Below are 26,548 nucleotides of genomic sequence, written 5' to 3' on the forward strand. Positions count from 1 at the left end.
CTGAATCAATATGCAATCATTTCTCCAACTAGTCGCTCATGATTTATATACCAAGATAGGAAACGACCTGTCACGTACAGCACTCATTTTCCCTAATAAACGTGCTAACTTGTTCTTCAATGAATATTTAGCAGGAGAATCCGATCAACCGATCTGGTCACCGGCTGCCATGAGCATCAGCGACCTGTTTCAGAAACTATCCATACAGAAAAGCGGTGACCCTATTCGATTGGTCTGCGAACTTTATAAAGTATTCAAAGAGGAAACACAGAGTCAGGAAACATTGGACGATTTCTACTTCTGGGGAGAGTTGTTGATTAGTGATTTTGACGATGTGGATAAGAATATGGTCGATGCCGACAAACTATTCAGTAATCTACAAGATTTGAAAAATCTGATGGATAACTATGAATTCCTCAATAAAGAGCAGGAAGAAGCCATACAACAGTTTTTTCAGAATTTCTCCATTGAAAAACGGACCGAACTAAAAGAAAAATTTATTTCCCTTTGGGACAAGCTAGGTACTATCTACCATCGTTACCGGACCAACCTGACAGAGTTAGGCATTGCTTACGAAGGCATGCTCTACCGGAACGTGATCGAACAACTCGATACTGACCGACTCCAATACGACAAATACATATTTATCGGTTTCAATGTATTGAACAAAGTAGAAAATGATTTTTTCAGAAAACTGAAAGATGCGGGCAAAGCACTCTTCTATTGGGACTATGATATTTTCTACACCCAACAAATTAAAAAACATGAAGCCGGAGAATTCCTGAGACGTAATCTTGAGGAATTTCCAAACGAACTCCCGGAGAACTTTTTCAACACCTTTAAAGAACCGAAGAAAATACGTTGTATTTCCGCTTCTACCGAGAATGCCCAGGCACGTTTCCTTCCCGAATGGATTAAGGAGATAACAAACGTTCATTCACAAATTGCCGTAGAAAAGGAAAAAGAGAATGCCGTAGTGCTTTGCAATGAAGCTCTGCTTCTCCCCATGCTTCACTCCATTCCGCAGGAAGTGAAAAATGTCAATATCACCATGGGATTCCCATTGGCCCAAACTCCTGTTTATAGCTTTATCAATGCCGCAATGGAACTACAAACCAATGGTTACCGCTCCGACACCGGCCGATTCACTTACGAGACAGTATCTGCGATATTGAAACATCCCTATACTCGGCAACTATCATCCCATGCCGGTCCCCTGGAACATGAACTGACCCAAACCAACCGTTTTTATCCACTTCCATCGGAACTTAAACAGGATGATTTTTTAGCTACCCTCTTCACTCCCCGTAATGGTGTAAGAGAGCTATGCGATTATCTGATTGAATTAATCAAAAATATTTCAACCATTTATCGCAAAGAAGGAGAATACAATGATATTTTCAATCAACTATATAGAGAATCTCTCTTTCAAAGCCATACCAAAATCAACCGTCTCTACAGTTTGATTGAAAGCGGAGAACTAAATATACGCACCGATACTCTGAAACGACTGATTACCAAAGTACTGACATCTTCCAATATTCCTTTCCACGGAGAACCGGCTATCGGGATGCAAGTCATGGGAGTATTGGAAACACGGAATCTGGACTTCCGGAATCTTATTATATTATCTCTCAATGAAGGACAACTTCCGAAATCCGGAGGAGAATCCTCTTTCATTCCCTATAATCTCCGGAAAGCATTCGGCATGACCACTATCGAACATAAAAATGCAGTATATGCCTACTACTTCTATCGACTGATACAACGGGCAGAGAATATCACGCTACTTTACAATACCTCCTCGGATGGTCTCAATCGTGGAGAAGAATCCCGCTTCATGCTGCAATTACTCGTGGAAGGTCCGCATGATATCACTCGCGAGTACCTGGAAGCCGGACAATCTCCACAAAGTACCCAAGAAATACGGATAGAAAAGACACCTGAAGTACTAAGACGAATCTATCGTGCTTATGATAGCACTCATCCTAATTCAGTGATTCTCTCTCCTTCTGCCCTTAATGCTTATCTGGATTGTCGGTTGAAGTTCTACTACCGGTATGTGGTGGGCTTGAAAACACCGGACGAAGTTAGTGCAGAAATTGATTCTGCATTATTCGGAACCATTTTTCACCTCTCCGCCCAATTAGCATACACCGATCTGACTGCAACCGGAAAAACGATACAGAAAGAAGATATCGAACGCTTATTACGCAATGAAGCAAAGCTGCAAAGCTACGTTGACCAAGCCTTCAAAAAAGAATTATTCAAGGTCTCTCCCGAAGAAAAACCGGAATATAACGGCATACAACTTATCAACTCCAAAGTAATTGTTTCCTATCTGAAACAATTACTACGCAACGACCTTTCATATACTCCTTTCGAAATGGTCGCTATGGAAGAAAAAGTTTCAGAAGAGATAACCATACAAACAGGACAAGGACCGTTCACTCTCCGTCTGGGTGGCACAATCGACCGCATGGATGCTAAAGAAAGTACTCTGCGGATTGTCGATTACAAGACAGGAGGAAGTCCTAAAACACCTGCTAATATCGAACAACTGTTCACCCCATCGGAAACACGACCGAACTATATCTTCCAAACTTTTTTGTATGCTGCTATCATGAGCCGGAAACAACCGTTAATGGTAGCTCCTGCCCTACTTTACATCCACCGGGCAGCATCGGAAAGCTATTCGCCTGTTATCGAAATGGGAGAACCCCGTAAATCCAAAATACCTGTAAATAACTTCGCCTTCTTTGAAGATGAATTCCGTAAACGCCTGCAAGCATTATTAGAAGAAATATTCAGCGAAGAAGAGCCTTTCACGCAGACAGAAGACACTAAAAAATGTTTGTATTGCGATTTTAAGGCTCTCTGCAAACGATAGGTTGAAAACACCTCTTAAAATGCTATTTACAATCGAGGAAGTTACAGATTATAAGGTCTTGCGTTCTGTTTCCGTAGGGGGCACCTCATCCGGAATACTGAATTCGCGATTGGCAAACAGATCGGCAAGTCCTGAGATTTGTTTCAGGCGCAGCAATTCATCACGATCCATTCCGATATTTTTCATAATCCATTGATCGGACATACCCGCCCTGTCAAGCTCTGCAACAATGTTACACATCAATTCAATGTTATGCATTCCACGGGCACGGTTGTGGCGGATTGTCGAACTCATGCGATGAGACAAATCCTTGTCAATCACCACAACCGGCAATAAGCCGTTTTCACGCTTATAGATTCGTTGGGAGGTTTTCAATACAGTATAACGATGATAGCCATCCACCAAGATATAGCGATCTTCATCTTTATCATAATAACAGACACATGGCATTGTAAAGCCATCTTCCCAAATAGAAAGTTCTAACAACTTCATCTCAGGCGGTGCAACGACATTCGGATTATAATCGTTTGCATATACTTTTTCTACGGGTACCGCTTTTACCTCGTAAACAGGGCTTTTATATACACTCATGATACTATGATTCTATATTGCTCCATAATTTGACTTCTTTTACTCATCTCCTCCTTCGTTGGTGAAAAACCCATATATTTACAAGCATGGTCATTCTTGAGAATACAGATACACATCCGCTTATACGTGGGTATTTCCTTGAACTCAGGAATATCAATATCATCCAGATATTCCATACGCACCGGTTTCTTCAACGTTTTGTAGTTACTGTTGTCCATAACAATAATCGGCACTTTCGCATCAATCAGCTTTTGGATGGTGGCGTCACTCAGACACCCTCCCCTTGTCCGCCAGAAATTCACACTCACAGAGAGTTTTCGGAGATAATTTTTCCTCGCCCGTTCCGGCAAAGTAGACAATAGGAAATACATAAACTCGCGCCATGTATATCCTTCCGGAAGTTTCACCGACTGCCATCCCATTGCATGAGTCCCCCCATACATACCGGTAAAGTTCACTCCGTTCACCCTTCCCACCATTTTCCCCCAAGTATTCGGATCCAGTACCCGGTAAAGTTGCAGACTCTCTTGTGCCTCATTAATAAAAGGACTCGCTACACGCTGACGCTCCAGATTGACTCCGGCACGATAATAAAGATCGTACAAAGTATTATAATCCCATTGGAATTTTCCATTAGCCGTCCATACATCCGTCGTCTTCCAGTCATAAATAGGATAAGCATTATAAATGTCATTCCCCACTTTCGAAGTCCATTTATATGTATGATACATCTGAAATTTGCGGCTCATATAGATACATCTCCACCGATTAAAACTCTCCTGTGTACGAATCCCGATCAGGCAACAAGTGCGCACTGCATCCTTCTTAGAATGTATCCATTGCGCAAAACGCATCTGGAATTCGTAATCCCACATGGTTGTATTATAAAAAGGAAAATCCTCCTTGGTCATTGCCTTTTTAGGCATGGAACGAACCCATATATTTTTCTTGCTATCTTCCCACGGACGCCAGAAAGATTGATACATCGAAGTGCAAGTAGCCACACGGAAAGGGATGCATACCCGGTATACGTCCAGAATATCCTTATTAGCCTCCAGCATCCGGTCCACATAGTCAATAGTCATCTTATACTGGATTTCATAATCCATATGAAAAACACCCAGGCGTATCTTCAGATTATTCTTCCGGATATAATCGATACACATATTCAGCAATACCCCACTGTCCTTGCCTCCGGAGAATGACACATATATATTATCAAATTCATTAAATATAACCTTTAATCGTTCTTGTGCCAATTCATATACATTCTTTGTGCCTGCTATTTTCTTTTTCGCCATAATTTATCTATACATTTTAACATATCGTGTCCACTTCTTGTCCATGGATACAAATTCAAATCTTTCAAAGATTTCTTTATCCTGCATCAGCGTGATCGAATTGAGTAACCAACTTTCAGGTCCGAATTCCTCAATGACGGCTGGTAATAAACGCGACAAGATTTCCTCCCGTCCGGCACCTTCCGCCTTCACATAATAATTATTGATGATAGCTCTCTTCTGGCTTTTCTGTTCTACCGGAACAAAGCCCACCACTTCTTTATCTTCAATCGCTATGAACCACACATATTCCTCACCCGTTTTGAAGGGGTAATTATTGTTTGCTCGTATCACTTCAGGATCCATTACCATCGGTGCTAAAAGCTGATATAAGTGTTTGTCTTTTCCTTTTAATTGTATTATCTGTATCATATCATTCAAAAATGGACACACAAAAATAAAGAAAAAATATCAAACTCGTCATTTCTGCACCTAAAACATTTGTTTTTCACACTATTATCTCTATATTTCGATATTTTTGATATTCTTGAAATCACCCATACGCCATCCCTTTTCACGTTTAAAGTAAGGCATTAAAGCTTCACAAGTTTATTTGAAAAGCACAAAACATCTGCCATCTGCAACAAAATCATGCTACATCACTGAATACAAGAAACTTATATTGTTGCAGATACCTATTGCAAATAGTTGCAGATAGCTTTATCTGCAACATACTATTCAAATACCGGATTAGTACAGTTTTTACCTATATTCACACAATGTTTCAAGCAATTGAAACATCTTGAAACAAATCGCTGATAAAGAAAAAACACCCGGAAAAGTGGATAACGGGATACTTTTCCGGGTGCTTTTTACGAAACTTCCTTATTATAAATGTTATATGCGGTGCGTACGGGACTCAAACATGATCTCTAATTCCCTTTGCATCAAAATTTTCAAAGTCCAACGTTTAATCCAACGTACATAGTTCGCTGTTCTGCTTCGCTTTTGATAGCTGATTGAAACGGTACAAAGATACTGTTTCTCTTTTGAATAGAAAAACGGTATTGCATTTAATTGCACAATACAAATATAGAACGACTTTTTTCCCATATAAGACTTTCCACTATCGAAATACTAGTAACCCTATACATTACAGAAAGGACAATATATTTCCAAACCATTAGGAACATCTGGGTGGCTGGTATTTAATAAATTGCCTCTATCACCACCAAAATCATGATAATTTTTGCATTCTTTAATGTATGCTTCTGTCGAAGTATCTGCATAACTGAATTTAAAGTATTCATACTGCCACATTTTTGGATTTGTTCTTCTATCTGCTAGCCCATGCTTTATTCGGGTGCGCAAATCCGTATCAGAACGCCCGACATATCTTACAACAAACGCACCTTTGTCATTCAAGTATCCAAATGCGTAATTACCAATTTTATCAGATTCTATATTAGCATTTATTTCGTCATCAGTCAATCTGTAAGGTCCGACCATATTCAGTGATGCCATAGTATTACCATTTTAATTTTTCTTTCAATTTATCCTTCATTTGATTTGGTGTGATTTTATGTTCCTCTTTGTATTTTTCGAGTAACTTTTTCACCTCACTGGCAGAACAGTTTTTTCGATTATTTTCATCTTTAGCAAGTTTGGTCAAGTGTTCCGCAAGATATCCAAGTCGCCAATAATCCAAATCTATTAAATCACGATGTTTAATCAAAATTTGACTATCCAATCCGGCAGCAACACCAACCTGCTTATCAGAAATTTTGATTTCTATCTTATACAAGTCCTCTTCTTTCAGAAAAAAGTAACTTAATTTACTCACAGAATCCCTACTAAGAGCCAATGCAACAATGGCATCGTTTATATCTTCTTGAGTATCTGCTTTCCAGACACTCAATTTATTATCAGTGGTACGCAAATCACTAATGGCATCGCCGCAAATATAAGCATCCTTTCGATTAACAACCTTTGAGCCATCCCATTTGCTTATCCCGGAAATCATTCTTATTAACATGACAGTATTTCTTTCTTTAATTCTGATTTAATTTGTTCTGCATAGTCACGAATCCAAGAAGAAGTAAAAGTTGGAGCTGTTTCTATGATTGCCAAACAGTTCAGTGTCCTCCATTGCTCTATCACCATCAAGGCTGCTTCTTGCGTTTGGGAATGAGGATCGGACAAACCGGCTTTTACCATTGTCAGCAACATATCCGTATCATCATTTTCCACTGTCATTCCTATAATACGTAATAATCCCGCCAGAACATCAACATCTTTCTGATTATTTGAATAGATAGTATGCAACCATAGATAAGTTACAAATTTATTCGTCCTAATATAACTTTCTACTTCCTTAATTATGTCATTTTCTACACCATCTTCAAAATCCGTATGTTTCAATGTCCATACAAATGTTCTGAGTTCGCTTTGATAATGATGAATAAAATTCTTCATTCATTCGATTCATATCTGCACTATTTGTAGAATCTTTAGAAGTCCTTTGTACAATTCGACCGCTTGAAACATCACCACTATTGTCAATAGGGACACATTCTTCATTAATTCCATCCTCAGAATCAAGAGTCACATATTGGGAGGATTGAGAAGTTCCTGTTGAAAATGGGTATATGTTTATCCACGACAAATCAGGCATTGCAACCTGCTGAATTTCGGTCAATTTTAATAGCTGACTTGACATATTCTCCAAATAGTCCTTCAAAAAGACTGCTGGATATTCAGGAGTAAGCTGAAACCGTGATTGCAGTTCTGCAAATTGCTTAGTAAAGTCATATAGTGAAGTTACTCCCATAACACTCATTATTCTTCAAAATACCACGACAGAAATTCCGAACAGAAACCTGCAGACTTTTCAAAAAAATCATTGACTGCATTGATATCAAAAGAATAAGTAGGATTGACAACCGTATTAATATCAAAATCCAGCATGTTGACCTCTTGAATGGTATTAATACCATTAGCAACCACCACAGGAGTCGTCACATAGAATTTGGATAAATAGTTTATAACAAAATGCCTATTGCTAATTTCTTCATCAACACGAAAGACTTGTGAGAAATCACAGTTATCCACAGTGGATTTTTTAAATGTATTCTTTGCGTAAATTATATTTGTAAAATTTTTAAACAATATTACATCACCAACATATCTAAGCGTAGGAGCAATAGCTAAACGGCTTGCTTTCATTTTTGTCTCCACCATTATTTTTTCAAACACTCGATTACATTCTTTCGTAAGTGTATGAACATTTTCTTGAGTGTATGCCATTTTAGTATTAACGATAATATAGTCTATCTTCTGTGCTTGAAACACTACCCTTACATCGTCATTAGGAGAAGCCAACATCCAATCTCCAGGAGAGAGCAGCATGCCTTTTATTACTTGTGGAGTATCAGACACAATGGAAGGAATATAATTAGGCAACACTTCTTGCATTACTGAAACAAAATTCCAATTAAACGCTATCTGTGGCATAAACACACTTCCGCGTAATCCATCTATGATAAAATCCATTTTCATAATGTTTCTTTTATTAGGTTTATATATTTTTTCAAATCTTATTTTTAAGCCATTATCTGCACACATTAATCACCGTATACAAAAATACTCCTTTTTGCGGATTTAGCGCAATATAATAATCATAATGTTCATTTTTTTATTTTTTAATCACTACTCAATATCTATTAAGGTTATAATATGATTACTTTGGCTGATTTATTATCCATATCCGGCATAGTCATGCCAATAGGCGCGCCAATATACGTGGGGTCACAAACAATATATTTCGTGTTGTTTATTAGGATGTGGTCTCCTTTCACCTCATCGCCAATCGCAATGGCCGTAGCTAGATGCCCGGGATAATAGACTAACGCACATTTCAGCCCCAATAAATCACGGACAATGCGGGTTAGCAAAATACTACGGTCCTCACAATCACAATAAGGGTAATACAGTGTTTCATCTGCAAAGAAAGCGCGGTCTGCACCCCACACCTTGTCATCATACTCATAAACAAAAGCCGTCTGCACCCAATGGCAAAGGATATCAACCGCCTCAGCTAACGGGCGGCCTTTGATAAATTGTTTCAAGGCCGGATAAAGTTCACTCTTTGCCCCGCTACTCATGGGAGTATTGGCATACATCGCCCAACGGGTCATAAAGTCCTCACCTATACAGGAAGTAGGATAATCCTTGCAGAACGCCATCAAGTTCTCATCTTCCGCAACCGTTGCTTTCAGCCACTCGACATCCGATGATTGCAGAACGCGCTTTGGCGCCACTTCTCTTGATAGAGATTGTTCTTGGGGAATATAAAGGGAAAGAGCCTGTTCATGAGGGAAAGCCGCCTCACAAAGTTGGATTTTATCAGCATTGCAATTATCCGCATAATAGAATATGCCATCTACTTGCCAACAAGCCTTGTCGAATATAAAATGTTGGCTGGCATAAAGCATATACAGGCGATTGTACGCCACCGCCAAACGCATCTGATAACCGGACTGGCAATAGATATACGCTTTGAGCAGTTCCGCCTCATTGCTGTTTTCTCCCAAGAAACCGCTGCACAAGGCATCAAGCATACGCAAATAGCTCCAGTCGCAAAGCTGCCTGCGAATACGTAATTGCAAACAATCGCGTATCACATTATTATATTTATCCCCTGACAACTGCTCCCATACTTTAGCGATGCTTTCCAGTTCCAGATTGGGCAACCGGAATTTGAGTGCATCATCCAATCGGACTCGCATTTCCGTGCCATAAAGTGAAAAGGCGAATGATTGTTCCACGGGATGAGGCTGTTCACGGATAGGCGCCACCGGAACCGGCTGCGGTTGAGGAGTAGGGATGTTTATCTCTTCCTCTATTACAACAAGCCTATCGTCAATAGGTTTCTTTTTATCCTCTTCCCTGATAATCACGGGAGGCACCTCTTTCTCCTTGGGCTTTGGAACGGCAGGAAGGGTTTTATAAGATAGCCATGCCTGCCGAATAAAATCGGCATATTCCCGATTGGCTTTGTCACGGAAGTCGTTGTAATCTTGTTTCGCTTGGTTCTTGAACGAATCGTAAGCGGAACGGAAGTCATTGTCCTGAGCGAAAGCCAGGATTGCATTAAATAATAGGATTGTCAGAATTAGCGGTTTACTCATTTCTTACGGTTATGGGATTGACCTATAATATCTTGTTCTATTTGACGATGAGATAAAAATGTGATATGGCTTACATCCCTATCGAATAAACCTTTAACATTTTTGAATTGATTACGCTCAGATATTAAGACATATTCAATATCGTTTACATCAAAGCCTAAATCAAAACCCTCAACAAAGGTGCTACCTTTAGATTTTTTCAGTCCTTGGTAATCCTCTTCTGAAATGAAAGGTTTCTCATTTTGTCCTACCAAGCTGTTAAAATCGGGAACATATCTTAACTCCCTTTCATCGTAAAAACGATAAGAACTGAATCCGTATTTTTTCAATTCTCCATCATAATTCTTCGTATATGCGATGGAATACCATAAAGATTTTTCCGATTCCGTCCATTCTTTACATTTACCACCAAGGTTCTTAAATGAATCCATTTGATTCCGTAAGGACAACGCTTCCACATACCGGTACCACACAAGTGATAATCCTTTAGATTTTGCCCACTTACTTTTGAATCCAATGGTATACGGTCCGTATTTGCCAAGGTATTCGCCAATATCTGATAATGGAATATCACAGAAACTAATCATAGGGAAAGCGATATTTTTCGTTGACCCCTTCCATTTGATGGTTTCAAGACTATATGAACACTTTAGTTTCTTAGATTGAATAATTGCTTCCAATCCCTTGAATGTAGTTTGATGCCAAACAACATTTGTACTTAATCCCATAGTTTTTTATTTTAGTTTCCACGATTTCCAATCATCTCCAATGGTAGGGGAAGATAAAACTGTAGGAGTTTGAACCTTCTTATTAACCACAACAGATTGCTTCTGTACTCGATCTTGCACATAGTTAAACAAATCTCCAAGTGTAGTTTCTCCTTTACTTTCTTGCAACTTTTGCATCATATAGTAAGAAAACATTCCATGTTGCTTGTCATCATAAGCTGCTGCCGTTTGGTCTCCTTGAGAAGCTGAAAATACTACCATATTATTAGCTGGGGTGGTCGCTTTTGTCTTTATGGCAATGCCACGAGCAGAAGCCATCATGCCCCCTTCTCGTTTAGTGCCACTGAAGCACGCATCCAAGAACACCATTACAGATTTTGAAGGCAATGTCCCTAAGGATTGATAAAGTTTACTCAAACTATAACCAGATGCAGGATCTGTTCCATTACCGTCAACAGGTAAAAGCAAAGCGGTCTTTTGTGATTCATCAGGTATCCCATGACCTGCATAATAGAAAATGACACGTGCATCCCCCTTGTAAGCCTCTATAATTTGTTCCAACCATTTTACAGAATATTTCAAATCATTGTATGTAGCATCCGTAATGTGCTGAATATTTGTATTGGGTACGTTAAGAACATTCCGACAAAACAGATTGAAGGACTCTCCATCATTTAACGCATAAGGCACTTTTGATTCATATTTGTAATTCTCATTCGAAATAATCACAACAAATAAGCTTTCAACGTGTTGCGACTTTTGGTTAGCACCGGTATTCACACTCAACTCATTCATGTATTGAGTAAAAACCGTATTCTCATTAGCCGCATAATCAGGGCTTAAACGTTTAAGAATATCCCACGTTTTTATGGCATTTTCCGTATCACCAACTTTCAGAAGCAATTCACCCTTTGTATCATAAAAGTTTGGTTCGTCCGGTTCTATTTGGATAGCCTTATCAACCAATTCAAAAGCCTTTTGAGTGTTTTTAGGAACTCCTTTACCTTCAAAATAAAGATATGCCATATTGTTGAATGCCCAAGAGTGATTATTTGCCATAGCCTTTTTATACCATTCTACCGCATTATAATAATTTTGAGCAACTCCCGTTCCTGATGAGTAACAGTAAGCCACTTTATACATGGCATCTACAAATCCCTTCTCTGCCGCTTTTTTGCACAAATCAAAGGCTTTTACAAAATTTTGTTTTGCATCGTAAACTAATGCCAATGCAAATTGAGCTTCCGGATAGCCGTTTTCCGCTGATTTTTCCATCCAATACATAAAATCCGCAAAATTACTTTCCAGTCCCCCGTAACCACTATCATAGCAATAAGACAATTCCATTTGTGCTTCCGCGTCACCATTGTTTGATAATTCAAACAATTCTTGCAGTCTTATTTCTGAAGAACTTTTTGCGTTGCTTTGATTGCCAGTCAAAGAGATGTCGTTAATATAGAAAGAGTCATTTGAGTAATATCTGATAGATTGTACGTGCTTTGAAATATATTCAAATTCTACAGTAAAGTCCAAACACTCATTTTCCGCCAAGGCCACCCTTTCCGGTTCCATAGGCAATGAACTATTTACAAAGCCATATTTATGACCTCCCTCTCCCTCCAAATATGCACCGCGAGTCATACATACCCACGTTTGAGGCATTCTTGACTTTACACTCCAACAACAAATTGTCTTCGTATCCTGCAGCTCTATTGTCTTTAGAAGAAAAGTATGCTCATGAGTAATAATAGATTTATTCACTTGAACAATTTTTGCATTGCCGAGCAATGCAAAAGATAATAGCACGATGACTAAGCACGATATTTTATTCATAACAATATATTTATCATTTCAAATTCCATTGTTTCCATTTGTCGCCAAGCAATGGAGAAGATGCAACAGCCGGTGTTTGAGACTTTTTGTTTTGAACCAATGATTGTTGAGAGACCTGCTCTCTCACATATTCATATAAATCTCCCAATGTTACATTGCCCTTTTCCATTCGTAGTTTCTTCAACAGAAAATAAGTAAACATGCCATGTTTCTGCTCCTCGTATGGATATGCGGTTTCATCTCCCTGCGCCGCAGAGAGTACAACCGTATTTCCTTTAGGTGAACCTTTTTCTACTTTGATAGCTACCCCTCGCGACATCGCCATCATACCCCCTTCTCGTTTTGTACCACTAAAACAAGCATCCAACAATACTAAAACCGATTTCGTGTTTAGTCCGCCTAACGTATCATACAATTTCGACAAGCTATATGCCGTTTCCACATCAGCCCCAAAGCCATCCACTGGAAGCAAATATGCAGATTTGTCCGTTTCATCAGGAATGCCATGCCCGGCATAATAGAAAATAATTTTAGCCTCTCCATTGTATGCTTTTACAATTTGGACTAACCAATTTATACTTTGCCGGATGTCATTCAGAGAAGCATCATTGAAAATTTGGATATTCTTCTCAGGAATACCAATCGTCTTTTTGCAATATTCGACAAAAACTGCACCATCGTTATGCGCATGAGGTACCCCGGCTTCACGCCTGTAGTTTTCATTGGCTATAACCACAACAAATGTCTTCTCGGAAATGGTCGTAGAAACAGGTATGTTTACATCTATGTTTCCTGCCATATATGTTCTCATTGTTTCACAAAATTCTCCATCCATGTTTTCCGTATAGCTCAAATCTATTTCTTGCATCTGTTGCCATATTTTTACCGCCATATCCATTTTACCTTCTTTGAGATAGATTAAACCGTCATTACCCAATAAGCCTACCAAAGGGGCAAACTTTTTAATCCCTTTCCCGCTTCTCATCATATCAATGGCTTCTTGTATGGTTCTATGGGCTTCTTCATATTTCCCTTGATTGGATAATATGAAAGCCAACATATCATATCCATCTATATAATTCCCCTCAATAGCTTTACGGGCATGCTCTTCTGCTTTTGGAATATCACCAATCAAGGCATACGAAACCGATAAACCAATATTAGCTCCAACGAAACCGTTGTCTACAGCAACTTGATAATACTTTCTTGCCTCAAATACATTTTGCTCAACTCCTTTACCAAATCTCAAGCAATCGCCCACATTATCAAGTGCCATCAAATAGCCTTGGTCTGCCGACATTTTATAATATTTATACGCCAGTTGAGGATTACCCCCTTTATAGCCATGGTCATAAAAATACCCCAAATACTGTTGCGCGGGAGCATAGCCATTATCAGCGGATTTCTCCAACCAAGAGATTGCAAAGTCCATGTCTTTTTGAGCCATATAAATTTTGAATATCAAGAACTGCGCTTCTCTATTATTACTCCCATCGGATGCCATCTTGAAATACTCCAAGGCTTTCTGATTATTTTGAGGAATACGATACGATTTATCGCCATTCAGGTATGCTTTTCCCAAATACATTTGAGCTGTTTCATCGCCTAATTCTGCTGAATGAATCAATGCATCAAATTGCGCATAAGAAACTTTACATGAGGCTATCAATAAAATTATCAATACTATACGTTTCATAATTTACCGTTTTGTCATTTCTGCAACTTTAATTTGTGCCTTCACATGTCCTTGAGCCGCAGCCGCTTTAAAATAATCTAACGCTTTCGTGGTGTCTTTAGAGAATGTGGGGCATTCGTCACAACCGCTGTTTTCTTTTAGCTTATCCGAACCATCCAAATACCAAAGTCCCAAAGTGTATTGAGCATTTCTATCTCCTAAATCCGCGGCTCTCCTAAACCACTGAAATGCTAAAATCAGATTTCTTTCAACACCAACACCACCTTTAGCGTATATCATGGCAATGTTATTAGCAGATGCACTTAGTTTTTCGCCATCTACAGCTTTTTCATACCAATAAATTGCTTTTTTATGGTCTTGTGCAACTCCTTCTCCCTTATGATAAGCCAGTCCTAAGCAATGTGCACCTAAAGCATCTCCTGCATTTGCCGCCTTTTCATACCATTTTACCGCATCCTGAAAATTCTGTGCAACGCCTATGCCTTCGTAATAGATATGCCCCATCTCAACATAAGCCCTAGAGAACTCATGCATAGCTGCTCGTTGCATCCATTTAGAATACTCCTGCATATTCGGTTGACACCCTTGTCCTTCATAATAACACATCGCTATTTCCCATTCTGCCATGGCAAATCCGTCCTTCGCAAGAATCATATATTCATCAAAAGCCTCTTTATACTTTTTATTATACTTGTATCGAGTACCGTTATTATAGTGTTCTGCTATTTGTTCCTTCGACAGCTTATTCTGAGAATAGACCGTGGCAAAAAACAATCCTGCCACAATAACAAAAATTATCCGTTTCATATATTTTCAATTTTCAATGTTTCTTCGTATTAACAAGCACTTCTACTAATTATTTTAATATCCATCTTTTCCATGTTTCTACTTTGTTTTTCGGAAAGTATATTGTAGGAGTCTGCTTCTTTCCCATATATAATCCGCAAAACGAAATGTTCGCACGATTTGGATCGAAGCGTTCTTCAGCGTAAAACGAAACGTTACTGAAAAACTCATTTTCAAAAAATATTTTCGACCGGCTTCGCCGGTATTTGAACTTTGCTAAAACGGGATTCGGACACCATCCGAATCCCGTTCGTTTTGTCGCTTCGCTCCCGCTTTGACGCTTTGCGCTCACGCGACCTCGACCATCGCTTTGAACGCCGCCACGCTTTGCGCCCGGACGATTTTGCCGCGGAAGGCCAGACGCGAGCCGACAACCGCACTCGTGACCGAAGCATCGACATACGCACTCGCATACGACACACCGCCATACGCATTCGCATAGCTGAACCCGCGAAAGACCACACGGCCTGCAGCGGTGTTTATCCAGTATTTATCACAGTAGTGGGTGCTTGACGAGCCGTTCACGCTGCCGACAGGTATTACATCCATGTACTTGCCATGGGCCACGGCGGTTGTCCACTGGTCACTCGCGGTCTTGCCTTTTACCCACCTTATGCTGCCGTCAGGCATCCAGATCCGCCATTTGCCTTGGTTACCTGACGTGTTGGGCAAATCCACACCGTCCATCATGTCGTATTTATTACCGAAAATATCCTCGTAGCCAAGGCAGCAGCTGTTGTTTACCTGTGTGACCGTGACACCGCCGTAATCGTCCTCGCCACGGTACCAGGCATACTGGTGGACAAGATTGTCGATTAGACTGTTCGTGATGTTGGCGTTCACCGTCTTTGCCTCCTCGTAGCCTATCGTATCCGTCATGCCGTGGCTTGCCGTGCCGCCCGTCACGCGGTTGTTCGTGTGCTGGCCGGCTCCGCACTGTTCCTGACTGTCCCTGCGCCCGTACCGTGCATAAAACAGGTTCGCTATCCGTGAATGCATCAGCGCATCTATCTGCTGCATTCCGCGTTGTACCGAGTAATAGTGTAAATCCGTCCAGCTCATGCTCGCGGTGGTACTGCCGCCGGTGGTACAGGCGCGCAGCTTGGAACCTACAACTGAACTGCCAACAACCGCGCACAGATGCTCGTCATTGGGCACCCAGTCGGGTTCCATGTCCTCTATTTTATCGCTGTTGGAAAGAACTACGACATCAAATTCCGCCGTGTTAAGCACGGAAAAGTGTAGGGCGGTAGCACCGGCCGGGACATCGGCAACAAGATACATGCCGGCCTCGAACTTGTTGCTGAGCGTGGGGACAACAATGGAACTGACAATGCCGCCGGATTCATCCGTGAACACGCTGCCGACAAGGTTCGTGCCGGGAACGCTCGGGAAGCGTACACGCTTGTAGCCGGATACGTTCACCTTACACACCGAATATGCGCCGTCCGTACTGTAGCTGTTCGGCAGCGTGTCCTTGCCGCTCATGATTTTCCGACCGCGGAGGTAGCCGCCACTCGTGCCTTTAATATCGTCCAGCGTCAGCACCGCGGCTTCGGGGGTGGCTGGCATATTATCTCTGCCGTTACTGCTGTAGCAGCTGTAATGTTTCCCATTCAGGTAGTCGTTGATGCCCTTGCTCCAGAAGAAAGGTTCGTACATCATCCAGTCGCCTTCCGTACCGTCTAACTTGGCAGCGCTGCCGTCCGCGTACTTGTTGCTGTCCGTATCGTCCAACGGGTAGCAGGTCATCTCGCCGTCAAGGTTGTTCATGACGGTATCGACGTTCGCGATGTTCACGTTGCGGGTCGTGGGTTTCTTTGTCATCTTGGCGAGCACGCGGTGCCGTTGTTTCAGGATAGCGGCGATATGGCCGCTCGCCACGTATGCGTTGCCGTATTTGTATCCGGTCCTGTTGTCGAGGTTGCTGACGTTGGCGTCATCCGCCACGTCATCGTCGAACTCAATCATCGTGTAATCCGGCTGGAGGATGTTCAGTTCCGGGAAGTGAGCTTTCAGAACCGTGTACTTTTCGTCATCCATATAGTGCGTCAGGCGCACTGTGCCGACCAGTCCGCAAGTGTCGGTGGCGTTGCCCTCGGCGTCCACGCCGCCCATGTTTATAAACTTGTTCAGCCACGTGCCGTCATCCTCCCGGTCGATGCCGGTTACCCGGATGCGATCAACGTTGGCGCAACGTGACAGCAGGGTTTCCCAATTCAGGCCGGGACAACCGTCCACGATCAGCGTCTTGACATTGCCGTAGCTTTCCAATGTCAGGCTGCTTGTGGTCAGCTTGCCCAAGTATTCTAACTTAAGCACGGTCAACGTGCCGGGGAGCAAGGCTCTCGTCAGCGGCGCACCCTTGGCGAAGGTCACGCTCTGAACCCGCGTGCCGCGGGCATCCAGTTCCTCCAGTTTCGTCTGGTTACTGAAGTCGAGTTCCGTACTGGTGTTGCTCCCGGTCTTAGCCTGTGCCTGGTTACGCACGTTCACCTTCCTTAGTTGGCGGCAGCTGCCGATGTTCAGCCACCAGCCCGTGCTGCCCGTACCAGAGGACTGCAGGTTTAATTCGCGCAGGACGGTACACTTGCCCAAATCTAGTCCGTTCTTCAGGTGGTCGGTGGCACCGGTCATGTCGAGCACACGCATGCGGCTCGCGCCGTAGATACGCAAGGGGTCATTCACCGTGTAAGCACCCGTGATTTGAAGGACGGCGACCTTTCCTCCTTCCACTATGCCGGTGTTCGCAATGTTGGGGCTGTTGTTCGTGCCGTAGCCGAAGGCGTACACCTCGCTCGACGTTATCTTCACCACGTCGGCACTGTCGGAGGCGGCACGCGCCATATAGAGGTCGATGTTGTCGCTCGTGAAGTTACTCGTGCCGTACTTGGCGTCCAGAAGGGCGAAGCGGTTGCGCACGAAATAGCTGCGGTGCGCCGCGTTGCTTCCCTGAAGGGCGTAGATGAACGGCCACTTCTTCCCGTAGACCTCCTCCATGTTCGGACGGATATACTTCAGGTAACCGCTCTTGTTATACGCCCGGTCGCTCCAGTTGCCGGCCTGTTCCCCGTCAAGCATCGACAACACCCTGTCCACGGTCATCTTGGAACGGTACTCCGCCGCACAGGTCTTCAGCTCATCCCGTAGGTTGGCCAGCACAAGGTTCCAAAGCCAGCTTTCCCTGCCCTCGAAAGCGTATTTGCCGGCCTCCGCGTCCCATGTGTCGCGGTCAAGCGTGTAGTCATAGGCGAGGAAGCAGTCGTTCCTCTTGCCCAGCTGCGTGTCGCCGTCATAGTAGGTCAGGTACCAGACAAGACCGTCCCATGTACGCAGAAGAATGTTCTTCGCGCGCTGGTCTACGCTCGCGAAGTAGTCCGTGTGGATGTAGTAGGTCAGCAGGTGCTTCACATCGAAGTACTGGCTGACCTCGCTCTTGAACTTTTCACTCGCGAAGGTGGAGAGATCGCCCGCCGTGGCGTTTGCCGGGACGCACGCCCTTATCCAGCCGTACAGGCGTTTAAGGGCTGTCTGCTGCGTAGCGCTCAATCCGGCCCATTTCACGTCATCAGGCCAGTTAGTCTCCAGTCCGGCATCGAAACTGGAGGCGAGGTCGGTATCGCTCGAACTTTGGAAAAGGCACACTTTCTCGCCGTTGTTCAGCGTCTCAAGCGTCATCGGACATTCCGGTGCGTAGCCGGACACTCCTTCCATGCCGAACAACTTCCCGCTTTTGCTCTTCTCGTTGTTGAAGTTGTACTGCCCGTAATAGGTACTCTCGCCGTCGGCGGTCTCCGCACTGAACACGTCGATGGGGAAGCCGTCAATGCTCTGACGGATTCTGACGGCGTTCAGGTCGCCACCCGCCTGCTCATACTGGTAGCGTTGCGGTGGAGTCAAGAGACCCAGTTCCAGCATCACGTCGTTGTACAGTTTAGCCACACCCGTGTTCAGGGACATGGACGAGTCGGAATAGTCTGACTTCATGCAAAACAGGTTCATCGGGATACTTCCGGGACGCATCGCGTAATTGCCGCCCACCTGCGCCACGCCGTTTATCTCGAAACTGAGGTTGGCACCGCCCTTGCTAAAGTAGACGCGGATGTTCTTGCTCGGGTATTTCGTGGAACTGGTGCCCTGAATGCGGATGTAGCAGTCACGCAGGACGAAGTCATATTCCTTGCCGAACGGGCTGTAAAAGTACACGTCGGACATGAAGTCGGTCTTCTTGTTGTTCGTCTCGTTCACCTCGTCAAGGCCGCCCACGCGCACGATGCGCATCACGCCCTTACCCTTGGAGCGCAGCCTGTCGATGTCCACGTCACCCGTGTCGCCTAAGATGTCGTTCTCCTCGTACAGGCGCATCATGTCATCCGTGCTGCCGGCGTCCACCATACGGTTCTCCAGTATCTCGTCATCCGTCAGGGCGCGGTCGTAGATACGGATGGTCTTCAGCTCCACGTCGGCCATGCCGCTGTCGATGGTGATGCCCGCCGGATGGTCCTGACGGAAATAGTAGCTGTTGTCATAGATGTCCGCACCAGCGCGGTTGCCGTTCACGTACAGTTCCATCAGGCGGCCTTCCGTGCGCCTGCCTATCACGAAGGCGACTTTCAGCCACTCTCCGGGAGCGAACTTGGTGCCTATCTTGATCTCGCGGCTCGCGTCCTCTCCGTCCTCGTTCGTGTAGTGCAGGAGCGTACCGGTCTTGATGCTCGCCTCCTCGGTTGTCACGCTCAGGCCCTTGCCGCCGTCCATGCAGCTGATGACTTCCGCTCCGCGCTCGACCACGTTGCCCACGCGAAACTCTATCTCGATGGTCGCGCCGGAAGCTCCGGCATCGTCTTTGAACAGCTGATACCCGATGACGGCCTTCGCGCCATTGGTGAGCCTCAGGCTGTCGCCCGTCCAGCCGTTGCTACTCCAATCGAAGCCCTCGAACACGGTATTCACCCCGTTATATTCCCATCGGGCGGGGTCGCTCTCGCCGTTGCTGCGCCCGGACGGGCTCAGCTTCACCTGTAGCCCGTAAGTGGCCTCGCTGATGTCGATGCCGCTCTCGGACACGTCGATGTAGAAGCTGTAGGTGGTGGGGCCGACTTTCAGCTGCATACGCTGCCGCCCCTGTTCCGTGAAACGGTTCCGGTAGGTCTGCGCCGTCCTCGGCACGCTCACCGTCTGGAGCAACGTGCCGTTCCGGTAAACACCCACGCTCGCGGGGGTGGTGCCTGGGTCATAGGCGGCGAACCTGAACTCGCAGCTCTCGTACTGTCCCACCTCAATGACAGGGATGAGATGGTCGGCACCGGTAAGGATACGCCCGTCCCGGTGGGTAATCATCAGCCCTACGTGGGGCGCACCGCTGCCGCTCTTCAGAATGTCGATGTAAACGCTCTCGCTTTTGAGCGTCAGGCCGTCTCCGGCCTCCATCTCGGCCACCATCTGCACCGTGTGGCGGCCCACCGACAGTCCGCTCATCGGTATGCTGAAGCTGCCGTTGGTCGTGCCGCTGCGGGTCACTGTGTGGGCTTCCTTCTGCCTGCCGTCCACGTACAATGTCACCACCTTCGTGCCTGTGCCGCTCACGGCGTAGGGGATGGCGGCGGTCTCCTGAGAGCCGTAACCGCCGGAGTTTAGTCCGGAGGCGATGTTGTAGCCGCTGGAAAGTGCAAGCGTCACGCTCCTCACGCTCACGTAAGCTTGTTTCTTCTGCGCCTTCCCCGTGGTCGGGTCGGAGGTCTCGGCTATCACGTAGATGTCGCTCGTGCCCGCAAGCAGATATTTCGTAAGGTCAAGCGTGTAGGTGCCCTTGCTCACGTCCTGCGTCGTCTCCGAGTAGGTGGTGGTGGCGCCACGCCTTACCTGGACGGTAATCCTCGCTTTCTGCCCGGTGCTCTCGCCCTTTCCATCGCCGCTGCCGTACTGGTGGTCGTAGGTATAGGTCAGGCGAACCGCGTCGCCCTCCTTGACAGTGGGCTTGTCAACGCTCGCACCGAGGACGATCTTCGTGGTGTTTCCGCCGTCTCCGCCACCGCCGCTGCCTGCCGGGAGGTCGACGGCCACCACCTCGACGCCGCTCTTGTTCGTAAGGGTAAGGCGCACGCTCGTCTCGTCGTCGCTCAACTCGGCGTTCGCGCCGAAGATGGTGTTGGCGTCCAGCTCACCCAGCTTCGCCGCCACGGCACGGTTCTCCACGGGGTTCGTGCTTTCGGCGTTCAGGCTCCCGTCAATCTCCAGTTTCTCGATGGTCAGGCTCACGTTGCCCTCCGCATCGGGTGTCTTTTTCTCACCGTTTACGGTCAGGCTCTTCATCGTGCCCGCACCACCGAAGTCCTCCCAACTCGCCGGCTGCTCCCATGACGTCAGGCTCGTCCCTGTAAACTGCTTGGTCTCCCACTTGCCCTGCGACACCTCGTAAGTGATACAGCGTCCCTTGCCGCGCAGTCTCTCGTCAACGGCGGCGACGGCGGTCGCAAGGGTATGATAACCGCTGGATAGGGGACTTGTCTCCGTCACGTTCAAAATGTTTCCTCCGCCGCTACCGCTGATTTCAACAAGATCGTTCTCTTCATCGCTCCACACGTACAGGCTGCCGCCCATCATGTAGACCTTGTCTTTCCGAAGGGAAAGATCATCGCCGTGGTAAAGCGTGGCAGGAGGAACTCCGTCCACGTTCCAGTTGTTATAACACATTCCGTTGAGCTCATACACGAAATCATGCACACTGCGCAGATACACGACACGGCCACCCGGCGCCACGGCTGACTGCCACTTCACTATACCGGTTTCCACGATGGCCTCAAAACGGGCCGTGGCACCTTGCAGGGCGGCTTTTGCCGTACTCTCGTAATTTGACTTCACGTCATTGGCATCCGTCACGGCTTTATTGGCATTGTTGGCGGCGGTCTGTGCCAGCCCGGCCTTCTCGTTTGCCGTGGCGGCCGCACTGTTGGCTACATTAGCGGCCTCTGAAGCCCTGCCTGTGGCCGTATCCGCTCTCGTGGCGGCAGCGTTGGCTATCGCGGCAGCGTCTGTGGCCGGTTTGCCCAGCAGGGACAAGGGGGCGCTCACCACCTCGTTCCCCCGCAGGGCGGGAAGGCTCTTGACGTTGTCCAGCGAGGTAACCTCGGCCAGTTCGTCAACGCCCTGGCTCTCGGCCTTGATGGCGTTCAGGATGTCTTTCTTCAATTCGGTTTTTTCCGCGTCTGTCAGTGCCATAGTCTATTCCTCCTTTTTAGTGTCATGTTTGATGTCCAATTGCTCATAGAGTCCGTCGATGAAGCCGGGAAGGCAGAAGCTCTCCGCCACGCGGCGGATGATGGCAACCTCCTCGTCGCTGTATTCCTCCTCGCCTGAGCTCCCGTAAATCCTGAACGCCAGAGCATGCGCCTTGATACCGCCTGCATAGCGGTATATCAGATCCGCAAACTCCTCGCGGGCGTCGCCCGTCTCCTTTTGTCGCCGGCGGATGCCGGTGTACTTGCTGAAATGCTTGAAATCCAACTTTGTCATATAGTATCGTTTTAACTTGAATGGTTCAATATCTGGTAGCGGAAACCGTCAACCTTGCTGATGAGCACCGTCACGGAATCCCCGGGGAACATCTCGTAGTTCGTCAGTCCCTCGTTATGGTTATAAATGCCTTTCAACGTGATTTTCTTTGAGCCGGATCTTACCCTGAAGGTCACTATCGCGGCAAAATCCTCCGGAAGGGTACTCAAACCGAACTGACTCGCCACGGAATGTTCACTCGGTAGCTCCACTTCCGTGCCGCCGTAATCCGGTTGGTTGTAATACATCAGTATGATATTGTGCTGTGAAAAATCGACTTTGTAGTTGCCGCCGCCGAAAGTCAGCAACTTGGCCTTCGTGTTAATGAAGGCGGGAGCCATCAGTGCGGCATTGCTGCTGATGCCGTAGTTCTTCGTGCCGCCGCTCACGTTGATAAACAGGCCGTAGTTCGCCTGATCGAATCCGTATGAGCCGAAAGTGTTGGGATGCTCGTTGACGATACGCCCCACAGCGGTAAAAGCCCCTCCGGCAGTAGACGGTATCACATCGTTGCCGAACATCACGTAACCCTCGTTTCCGCCCACGCGGAAAAAATCGTCATAAATGGCAAGCCCACCGCCAGAACCCTGAGCTGTGGCGATTGAGCCGATACGCCCGGAACCTATCTCGAAACCGCCGATTTTTCCCTTGTCGCTGTCTATCTCGCCCGTGAACTTGCCGTTCTTCGCCTCGATACTCCCGTCCTCCAGAATCTTGAAGTTCTCGTTGGCCGTCACGAGCCCCTCCAGCCTGATGTGGTCTCCGGTCAGCTTCACGACGCTGATGTGGTTGCCGTCCGCATCCGTCTCGTCAACGGAAACCCCGATAAGCGCCAAATTCCCGTCAGCGTCTTGAGCATAGATGCCGGCACCTTCAGGCTTCACCACAAGACCGGTCTCCTTTAGCATGTTCTCGTCCCTGTCAAAGACGGCCGCCGTTATCTTCACCAACCGTTCGCTTTGCTCAAACAAGGTCTTATAGCGGTGGGCGAGGCTCTCCACCTTATCAGTCGACAGGACAAGCATATACAGGTAGATGTCACCGGTAAAGGACAGCTTGAAGTCGCCTGTGCCGTTCCAGAGACCGCTGCAGCTATACTGCACGTAACCGCTGGTGGCTGCCAGTTCTTCCTCCACATCTATGCTGTTGAAGTTGGCGAAACCGGTCTTGTCCACGTTCTCGAAAACCACGTGCAGGGTGCCGGATTGAGCACAGCGGTAGAAAAAGGTAAGGAATACAGGAACCGCCTCCTTCTCCCCTTCAACATTCACAGGGAAAGAAGGCACGCTTTTCAGGTCCGCACGTTTCTGGAGAATGTACTTGTTACGGATGCGCACCACTGTCCGGCCATCATCAACCGTCACGCTCGCGCCGTCGCCCTTTTTAGTCAGTACGTTGTTGTTCGTCCAGATCCACCGGTTCCCCGCGAGGAAGAAGACGGTCTCGTTCTCCGTGTTCCACCTCTCCAAACCGTCATCAAAGGCGGGGTTGTTCAGGAAGCCTTTATCCGTGGCGAAATCATGGCGCAGGGCGGTCACCGCGCTGGTGATACGTCCCTCGACAATCTCGAACTTGGTCTTGATGTCCTCACCCGTTACTAAAAGGAACGTGCCACGCAGATAGGCGTTGTCGCTGTAAAGGCCGTTGCCGCGCGGCTGGTTATCGGCGGGGAACCAGTCGTCGCTGATGCCGTCTAAGTTACCCAAGCGCGCACGGAGACAGCCGGTGAGGTTCTTCGCCTTCACGCCGTCCATCACGTCCATACGGGGCTGCCCGTCCTCGGTGGCGGATATGAGTATCAGGTTCTGGCGCAGCGGATTCTCCGTGTTGCCCATCAGCACGCACTCGTCGCCCGTCTCCGGAAGGGAGGTTTCAAACTCATTCTCACCCACGAGGATTGAATTTTCCTCCACGCCGGCAACTTCCACCCAGTAGCTTTTCAGGCTGCCGCCGCTGAACGTGGCGCAACGCATCAGGTCATGCGCCACGAACGTGTTGTCCTGCTCGAACGTAATCTTGTAGAATCCGTCCTGTTTCTCGACCGCCTTTATCTTGCCGTTGGCGGCACTGACGCAGAGCTGACCGCCCACGCTGCGCACTTTCTCAATAAGCATTTCCAGCACCACCATGACCTGACGGACCGTCAGTTTGTCAATGGTAAGGTGGGACTGCGCATTCTCCATCCACAGCCTCCAGCCCTCGCCGAAAAGACCGTCCACAAATTTCGGGCTGCGCAGCAGGGTCTTCACGACCAGCGTCAACAGCTCGGCATTGCCCTTGTCATCGATATTGGCGTTCTCCTCCATGCCGAAGGACGCACCTTTCTCAAAGGCGATTTTACCCTTTGCACGGTCGTTCTTTTTCTTGCTCAGGTGCTCAGCCTGGCTCCGGCGGGCGGAAAAGAGGTTGTTGTCGGTCGGAAGCGTGTTGTCCCAGCTGCGGATGATGTCGGGAAGCCCGATTCCCTCGGTCTTCGCCTTGGTATAACTTTTCAGTTCTCCGATACTGTCGTTTACCTTGTCGAGTGCCCCTTGTTGTAAGGCGTCACTGATTTCGATGTCCATCCAGCTTGGGAGGTTCACTTTCCGGGTTATCTTCGTGATGCGGCTCTGCCGGAAGCCTGTTTCCGGAAAGTATTTCTCACTCTCCAGCTTTACCCGCCGCCCCACGTACAGGCTCACGTGGTTATCCTCTATCCAGACATGGTCGGTAGGAGCCTTATACACGCTGATGTCCTGCCAGTGTTCCCGATTGTACTGTTCCACCGCTGTCAGGAGCTCCTCCTCGGCTATCGGGTAGTACTCGTCCGGCATGCGCACGTTCCAAAGAATGTAATGGTCGCCTGGCTTCGGGACAAGGTTACCGCCCGGGAGCTGGGCATCATCGTCATACGGCCAGATGGTGATTATCTCGAATTCCCTCGTGTCGCTGTCGTAGCTCACCTCGAAATAGTGGTCGTCATCCATGCCTAATCCGGCCAACTCACCATTTTGGAACGACACGCGCTTGGTCTGCTCCGCCAGTTCATAGTCGTTAGGGTCGAACGTCAGCGTGTCATCACGGAAGTAATATATCGTGAAAGGATTTCCATCCTCGTCTTTTACCTCCTCACTCCGCACGCTGCTCACCAGTCCCGTTCGGCGCGGATAGATGCCGCTGAAGGCTTCTTTCTCGTAATGGTCGTGGATGCCGTACTCGTCTGTGTGCAACTCGACATATTTCTGTCCGCCGGGAAGCATGAGGCGGCTGTGGCCGTATTTCTCCGGGTCAAGGTTCCTCGTGCTGCCTATCGGGAAAAGGCGGGTATAGAATTTTGACGTGTTACTTGTGTCACGCTCTATCTCCGTCAGTCCCTTGCCATAACCCAGCGTGATTTCCTCCCCGTGTTCGCAGCGGCACACGTTCACCGTCTGTCCCTCAGTCCACCACTCGGCCTTGCCGCCGATCTTTCCGGCAATCTCTTTCAGGGCTTCGTCGCAGTACTTGCCCTCGTAGTCGATGACGATGAGTTCCATGCCGTCCACCTGCCCCACTTTCCAGTCGGTGGTGTGGCCCATGCCGTCGTTGATGCATTTCACGATCATGGCCACGTGCTCCCTTGGCGTGGCGGTCAGCGTGAACACGGGATCCGAATCCCCGTCCGTGGTCTCCAGCACGAGGAAACGCTTGATGAGGCTCTCGATACCGTACAATTTCAGGTCATATACCCATTCGCCCTCACTTTTCTGGGACGGAGCGTATTTCTCCGTCAGCCAGTAACGCTCACCCATGAAGTCCGTGTAGGCGTTCACGTCCAAGGCGATGTACTCGTAATGGGTGAAGGAAAGGGTCAGCACGTTGTCGCCCTGCACCTCCTTCTGCTGGGTACTACTGTCGTCAGCCGCTATCTCTGCCATAGCCTGGCCGTATCTGTCGTATATCGTTAGAAGCATATTATAACCGCA

17 protein-coding genes are annotated in these 26,548 nt (G+C 46.8%); 1 reads left to right on the forward strand and 16 read right to left on the reverse strand.

The features are described 5' to 3' along the window. Positions 1–10: 10 nt before the first annotated feature. Positions 11–2,890 carry a PD-(D/E)XK nuclease family protein gene (locus tag AB9N12_RS01330; RefSeq protein ID WP_369889136.1) on the forward strand — a complete coding sequence of 960 codons (2,880 nt, stop codon included), beginning with the start codon at positions 11–13 and terminating at the stop codon, positions 2,888–2,890. 48 nt (positions 2,891–2,938) lie between these two features. On the opposite strand, the gene AB9N12_RS01335 is transcribed toward AB9N12_RS01330, so the two are convergent. From AB9N12_RS01335 to AB9N12_RS01410, 16 genes are all read right to left on the reverse strand, one after another. Beyond that, positions 2,939–3,481 (reverse strand): IbrB-like domain-containing protein, encoded by a 543-nt coding sequence (locus AB9N12_RS01335; RefSeq protein ID WP_369889137.1) that lies wholly within the window; start codon positions 3,479–3,481, stop codon positions 2,939–2,941. Continuing rightward, positions 3,478–4,782 carry a DUF3440 domain-containing protein gene (locus AB9N12_RS01340; protein ID WP_369889138.1) on the reverse strand — a complete coding sequence of 435 codons (1,305 nt, stop codon included), beginning with the start codon at positions 4,780–4,782 and terminating at the stop codon, positions 3,478–3,480. Before AB9N12_RS01340 ends, AB9N12_RS01335 begins: the two co-directional genes overlap by 4 nt. 3 nt (positions 4,783–4,785) lie before the next feature. After that, positions 4,786–5,193 carry a hypothetical protein gene (locus AB9N12_RS01345; protein WP_369889139.1) on the reverse strand — a complete coding sequence of 136 codons (408 nt, stop codon included), beginning with the start codon at positions 5,191–5,193 and terminating at the stop codon, positions 4,786–4,788. 714 nt (positions 5,194–5,907) lie between these two features. Then, positions 5,908–6,285, reverse strand: coding sequence for a hypothetical protein (locus AB9N12_RS01350; protein WP_369889140.1), 378 nt, complete (start codon positions 6,283–6,285; stop codon positions 5,908–5,910). A gap of 4 nt (positions 6,286–6,289) precedes the next feature. Further along, positions 6,290–6,784 carry a hypothetical protein gene (locus AB9N12_RS01355; RefSeq protein ID WP_369889141.1) on the reverse strand — a complete coding sequence of 165 codons (495 nt, stop codon included), beginning with the start codon at positions 6,782–6,784 and terminating at the stop codon, positions 6,290–6,292. Positions 6,785–6,789: 5 nt separating this feature from the next. Then, entirely contained in the window at positions 6,790–7,236 is a 447-nt protein-coding gene (locus AB9N12_RS01360; protein ID WP_369889142.1) for a hypothetical protein, read from the reverse strand. Next, positions 7,163–7,591, reverse strand: a complete 429-nt coding sequence (locus AB9N12_RS01365; protein ID WP_369889143.1) for a hypothetical protein — start codon at positions 7,589–7,591, stop codon at positions 7,163–7,165. The genes AB9N12_RS01360 and AB9N12_RS01365 overlap by 74 nt, the downstream gene beginning before the upstream one ends. A gap of 8 nt (positions 7,592–7,599) precedes the next feature. Further along, positions 7,600–8,319, reverse strand: a complete 720-nt coding sequence (locus AB9N12_RS01370; RefSeq protein WP_369889144.1) for a hypothetical protein — start codon at positions 8,317–8,319, stop codon at positions 7,600–7,602. Positions 8,320–8,489: 170 nt separating this feature from the next. Beyond that, positions 8,490–9,950, reverse strand: coding sequence for a hypothetical protein (locus AB9N12_RS01375; protein WP_369889145.1), 1,461 nt, complete (start codon positions 9,948–9,950; stop codon positions 8,490–8,492). Further along, positions 9,947–10,678 (reverse strand): abortive infection system antitoxin AbiGi family protein, encoded by a 732-nt coding sequence (locus tag AB9N12_RS01380; RefSeq protein WP_369889147.1) that lies wholly within the window; start codon positions 10,676–10,678, stop codon positions 9,947–9,949. Before AB9N12_RS01380 ends, AB9N12_RS01375 begins: the two co-directional genes overlap by 4 nt. A gap of 6 nt (positions 10,679–10,684) precedes the next feature. Beyond that, positions 10,685–12,511, reverse strand: a complete 1,827-nt coding sequence (locus AB9N12_RS01385) for a caspase family protein (protein ID WP_369889148.1) — start codon at positions 12,509–12,511, stop codon at positions 10,685–10,687. 13 nt (positions 12,512–12,524) lie between these two features. Next, complete coding sequence (locus AB9N12_RS01390; RefSeq protein ID WP_369889149.1) at positions 12,525–14,207, reverse strand: caspase family protein; 1,683 nt, start codon at positions 14,205–14,207, stop codon at positions 12,525–12,527. A gap of 3 nt (positions 14,208–14,210) precedes the next feature. Next, complete coding sequence (locus AB9N12_RS01395; RefSeq protein WP_369889150.1) at positions 14,211–15,014, reverse strand: tetratricopeptide repeat protein; 804 nt, start codon at positions 15,012–15,014, stop codon at positions 14,211–14,213. A gap of 327 nt (positions 15,015–15,341) precedes the next feature. Continuing rightward, positions 15,342–22,271, reverse strand: coding sequence for a hypothetical protein (locus AB9N12_RS01400; protein WP_369889151.1), 6,930 nt, complete (start codon positions 22,269–22,271; stop codon positions 15,342–15,344). Between the two features lie 3 nt (positions 22,272–22,274). Continuing rightward, positions 22,275–22,565, reverse strand: a complete 291-nt coding sequence (locus AB9N12_RS01405) for a hypothetical protein (RefSeq protein WP_369889152.1) — start codon at positions 22,563–22,565, stop codon at positions 22,275–22,277. Positions 22,566–22,576: 11 nt separating this feature from the next. Continuing rightward, complete coding sequence (locus AB9N12_RS01410) at positions 22,577–26,536, reverse strand: hypothetical protein (RefSeq protein WP_369889153.1); 3,960 nt, start codon at positions 26,534–26,536, stop codon at positions 22,577–22,579. Between the last annotated feature and the right edge of the window lie 12 nt (positions 26,537–26,548).

This window comes from Bacteroides sp. AN502(2024) (genome assembly GCF_041227145.1).
Lineage (GTDB): Bacteria > Bacteroidota > Bacteroidia > Bacteroidales > Bacteroidaceae > Bacteroides.

What these genes read in the sequence shown, in the direction of transcription:
- AB9N12_RS01330 (WP_369889136.1), top strand. Translation starts at nt 11, where the DNA reads ATGCAATCATTTCTCCAACTAGTCGCTCATGATTTATATACCAAGATA.
- AB9N12_RS01335 (WP_369889137.1), bottom strand. Translation starts at nt 3,481, where the DNA reads ATGAGTGTATATAAAAGCCCTGTTTACGAGGTAAAAGCGGTACCCGTA.
- AB9N12_RS01340 (WP_369889138.1), bottom strand. Translation starts at nt 4,782, where the DNA reads ATGGCGAAAAAGAAAATAGCAGGCACAAAGAATGTATATGAATTGGCA.
- AB9N12_RS01345 (WP_369889139.1), bottom strand. Translation starts at nt 5,193, where the DNA reads ATGATACAGATAATACAATTAAAAGGAAAAGACAAACACTTATATCAG.
- AB9N12_RS01350 (WP_369889140.1), bottom strand. Translation starts at nt 6,285, where the DNA reads ATGGCATCACTGAATATGGTCGGACCTTACAGATTGACTGATGACGAA.
- AB9N12_RS01355 (WP_369889141.1), bottom strand. Translation starts at nt 6,784, where the DNA reads ATGATTTCCGGGATAAGCAAATGGGATGGCTCAAAGGTTGTTAATCGA.
- AB9N12_RS01360 (WP_369889142.1), bottom strand. Translation starts at nt 7,236, where the DNA reads ATGAAGAATTTTATTCATCATTATCAAAGCGAACTCAGAACATTTGTA.
- AB9N12_RS01365 (WP_369889143.1), bottom strand. Translation starts at nt 7,591, where the DNA reads ATGGGAGTAACTTCACTATATGACTTTACTAAGCAATTTGCAGAACTG.
- AB9N12_RS01370 (WP_369889144.1), bottom strand. Translation starts at nt 8,319, where the DNA reads ATGAAAATGGATTTTATCATAGATGGATTACGCGGAAGTGTGTTTATG.
- AB9N12_RS01375 (WP_369889145.1), bottom strand. Translation starts at nt 9,950, where the DNA reads ATGAGTAAACCGCTAATTCTGACAATCCTATTATTTAATGCAATCCTG.
- AB9N12_RS01380 (WP_369889147.1), bottom strand. Translation starts at nt 10,678, where the DNA reads ATGGGATTAAGTACAAATGTTGTTTGGCATCAAACTACATTCAAGGGA.
- AB9N12_RS01385 (WP_369889148.1), bottom strand. Translation starts at nt 12,511, where the DNA reads ATGAATAAAATATCGTGCTTAGTCATCGTGCTATTATCTTTTGCATTG.
- AB9N12_RS01390 (WP_369889149.1), bottom strand. Translation starts at nt 14,207, where the DNA reads ATGAAACGTATAGTATTGATAATTTTATTGATAGCCTCATGTAAAGTT.
- AB9N12_RS01395 (WP_369889150.1), bottom strand. Translation starts at nt 15,014, where the DNA reads ATGAAACGGATAATTTTTGTTATTGTGGCAGGATTGTTTTTTGCCACG.
- AB9N12_RS01400 (WP_369889151.1), bottom strand. Translation starts at nt 22,271, where the DNA reads ATGGCACTGACAGACGCGGAAAAAACCGAATTGAAGAAAGACATCCTG.
- AB9N12_RS01405 (WP_369889152.1), bottom strand. Translation starts at nt 22,565, where the DNA reads ATGACAAAGTTGGATTTCAAGCATTTCAGCAAGTACACCGGCATCCGC.
- AB9N12_RS01410 (WP_369889153.1), bottom strand. Translation starts at nt 26,536, where the DNA reads ATGCTTCTAACGATATACGACAGATACGGCCAGGCTATGGCAGAGATA.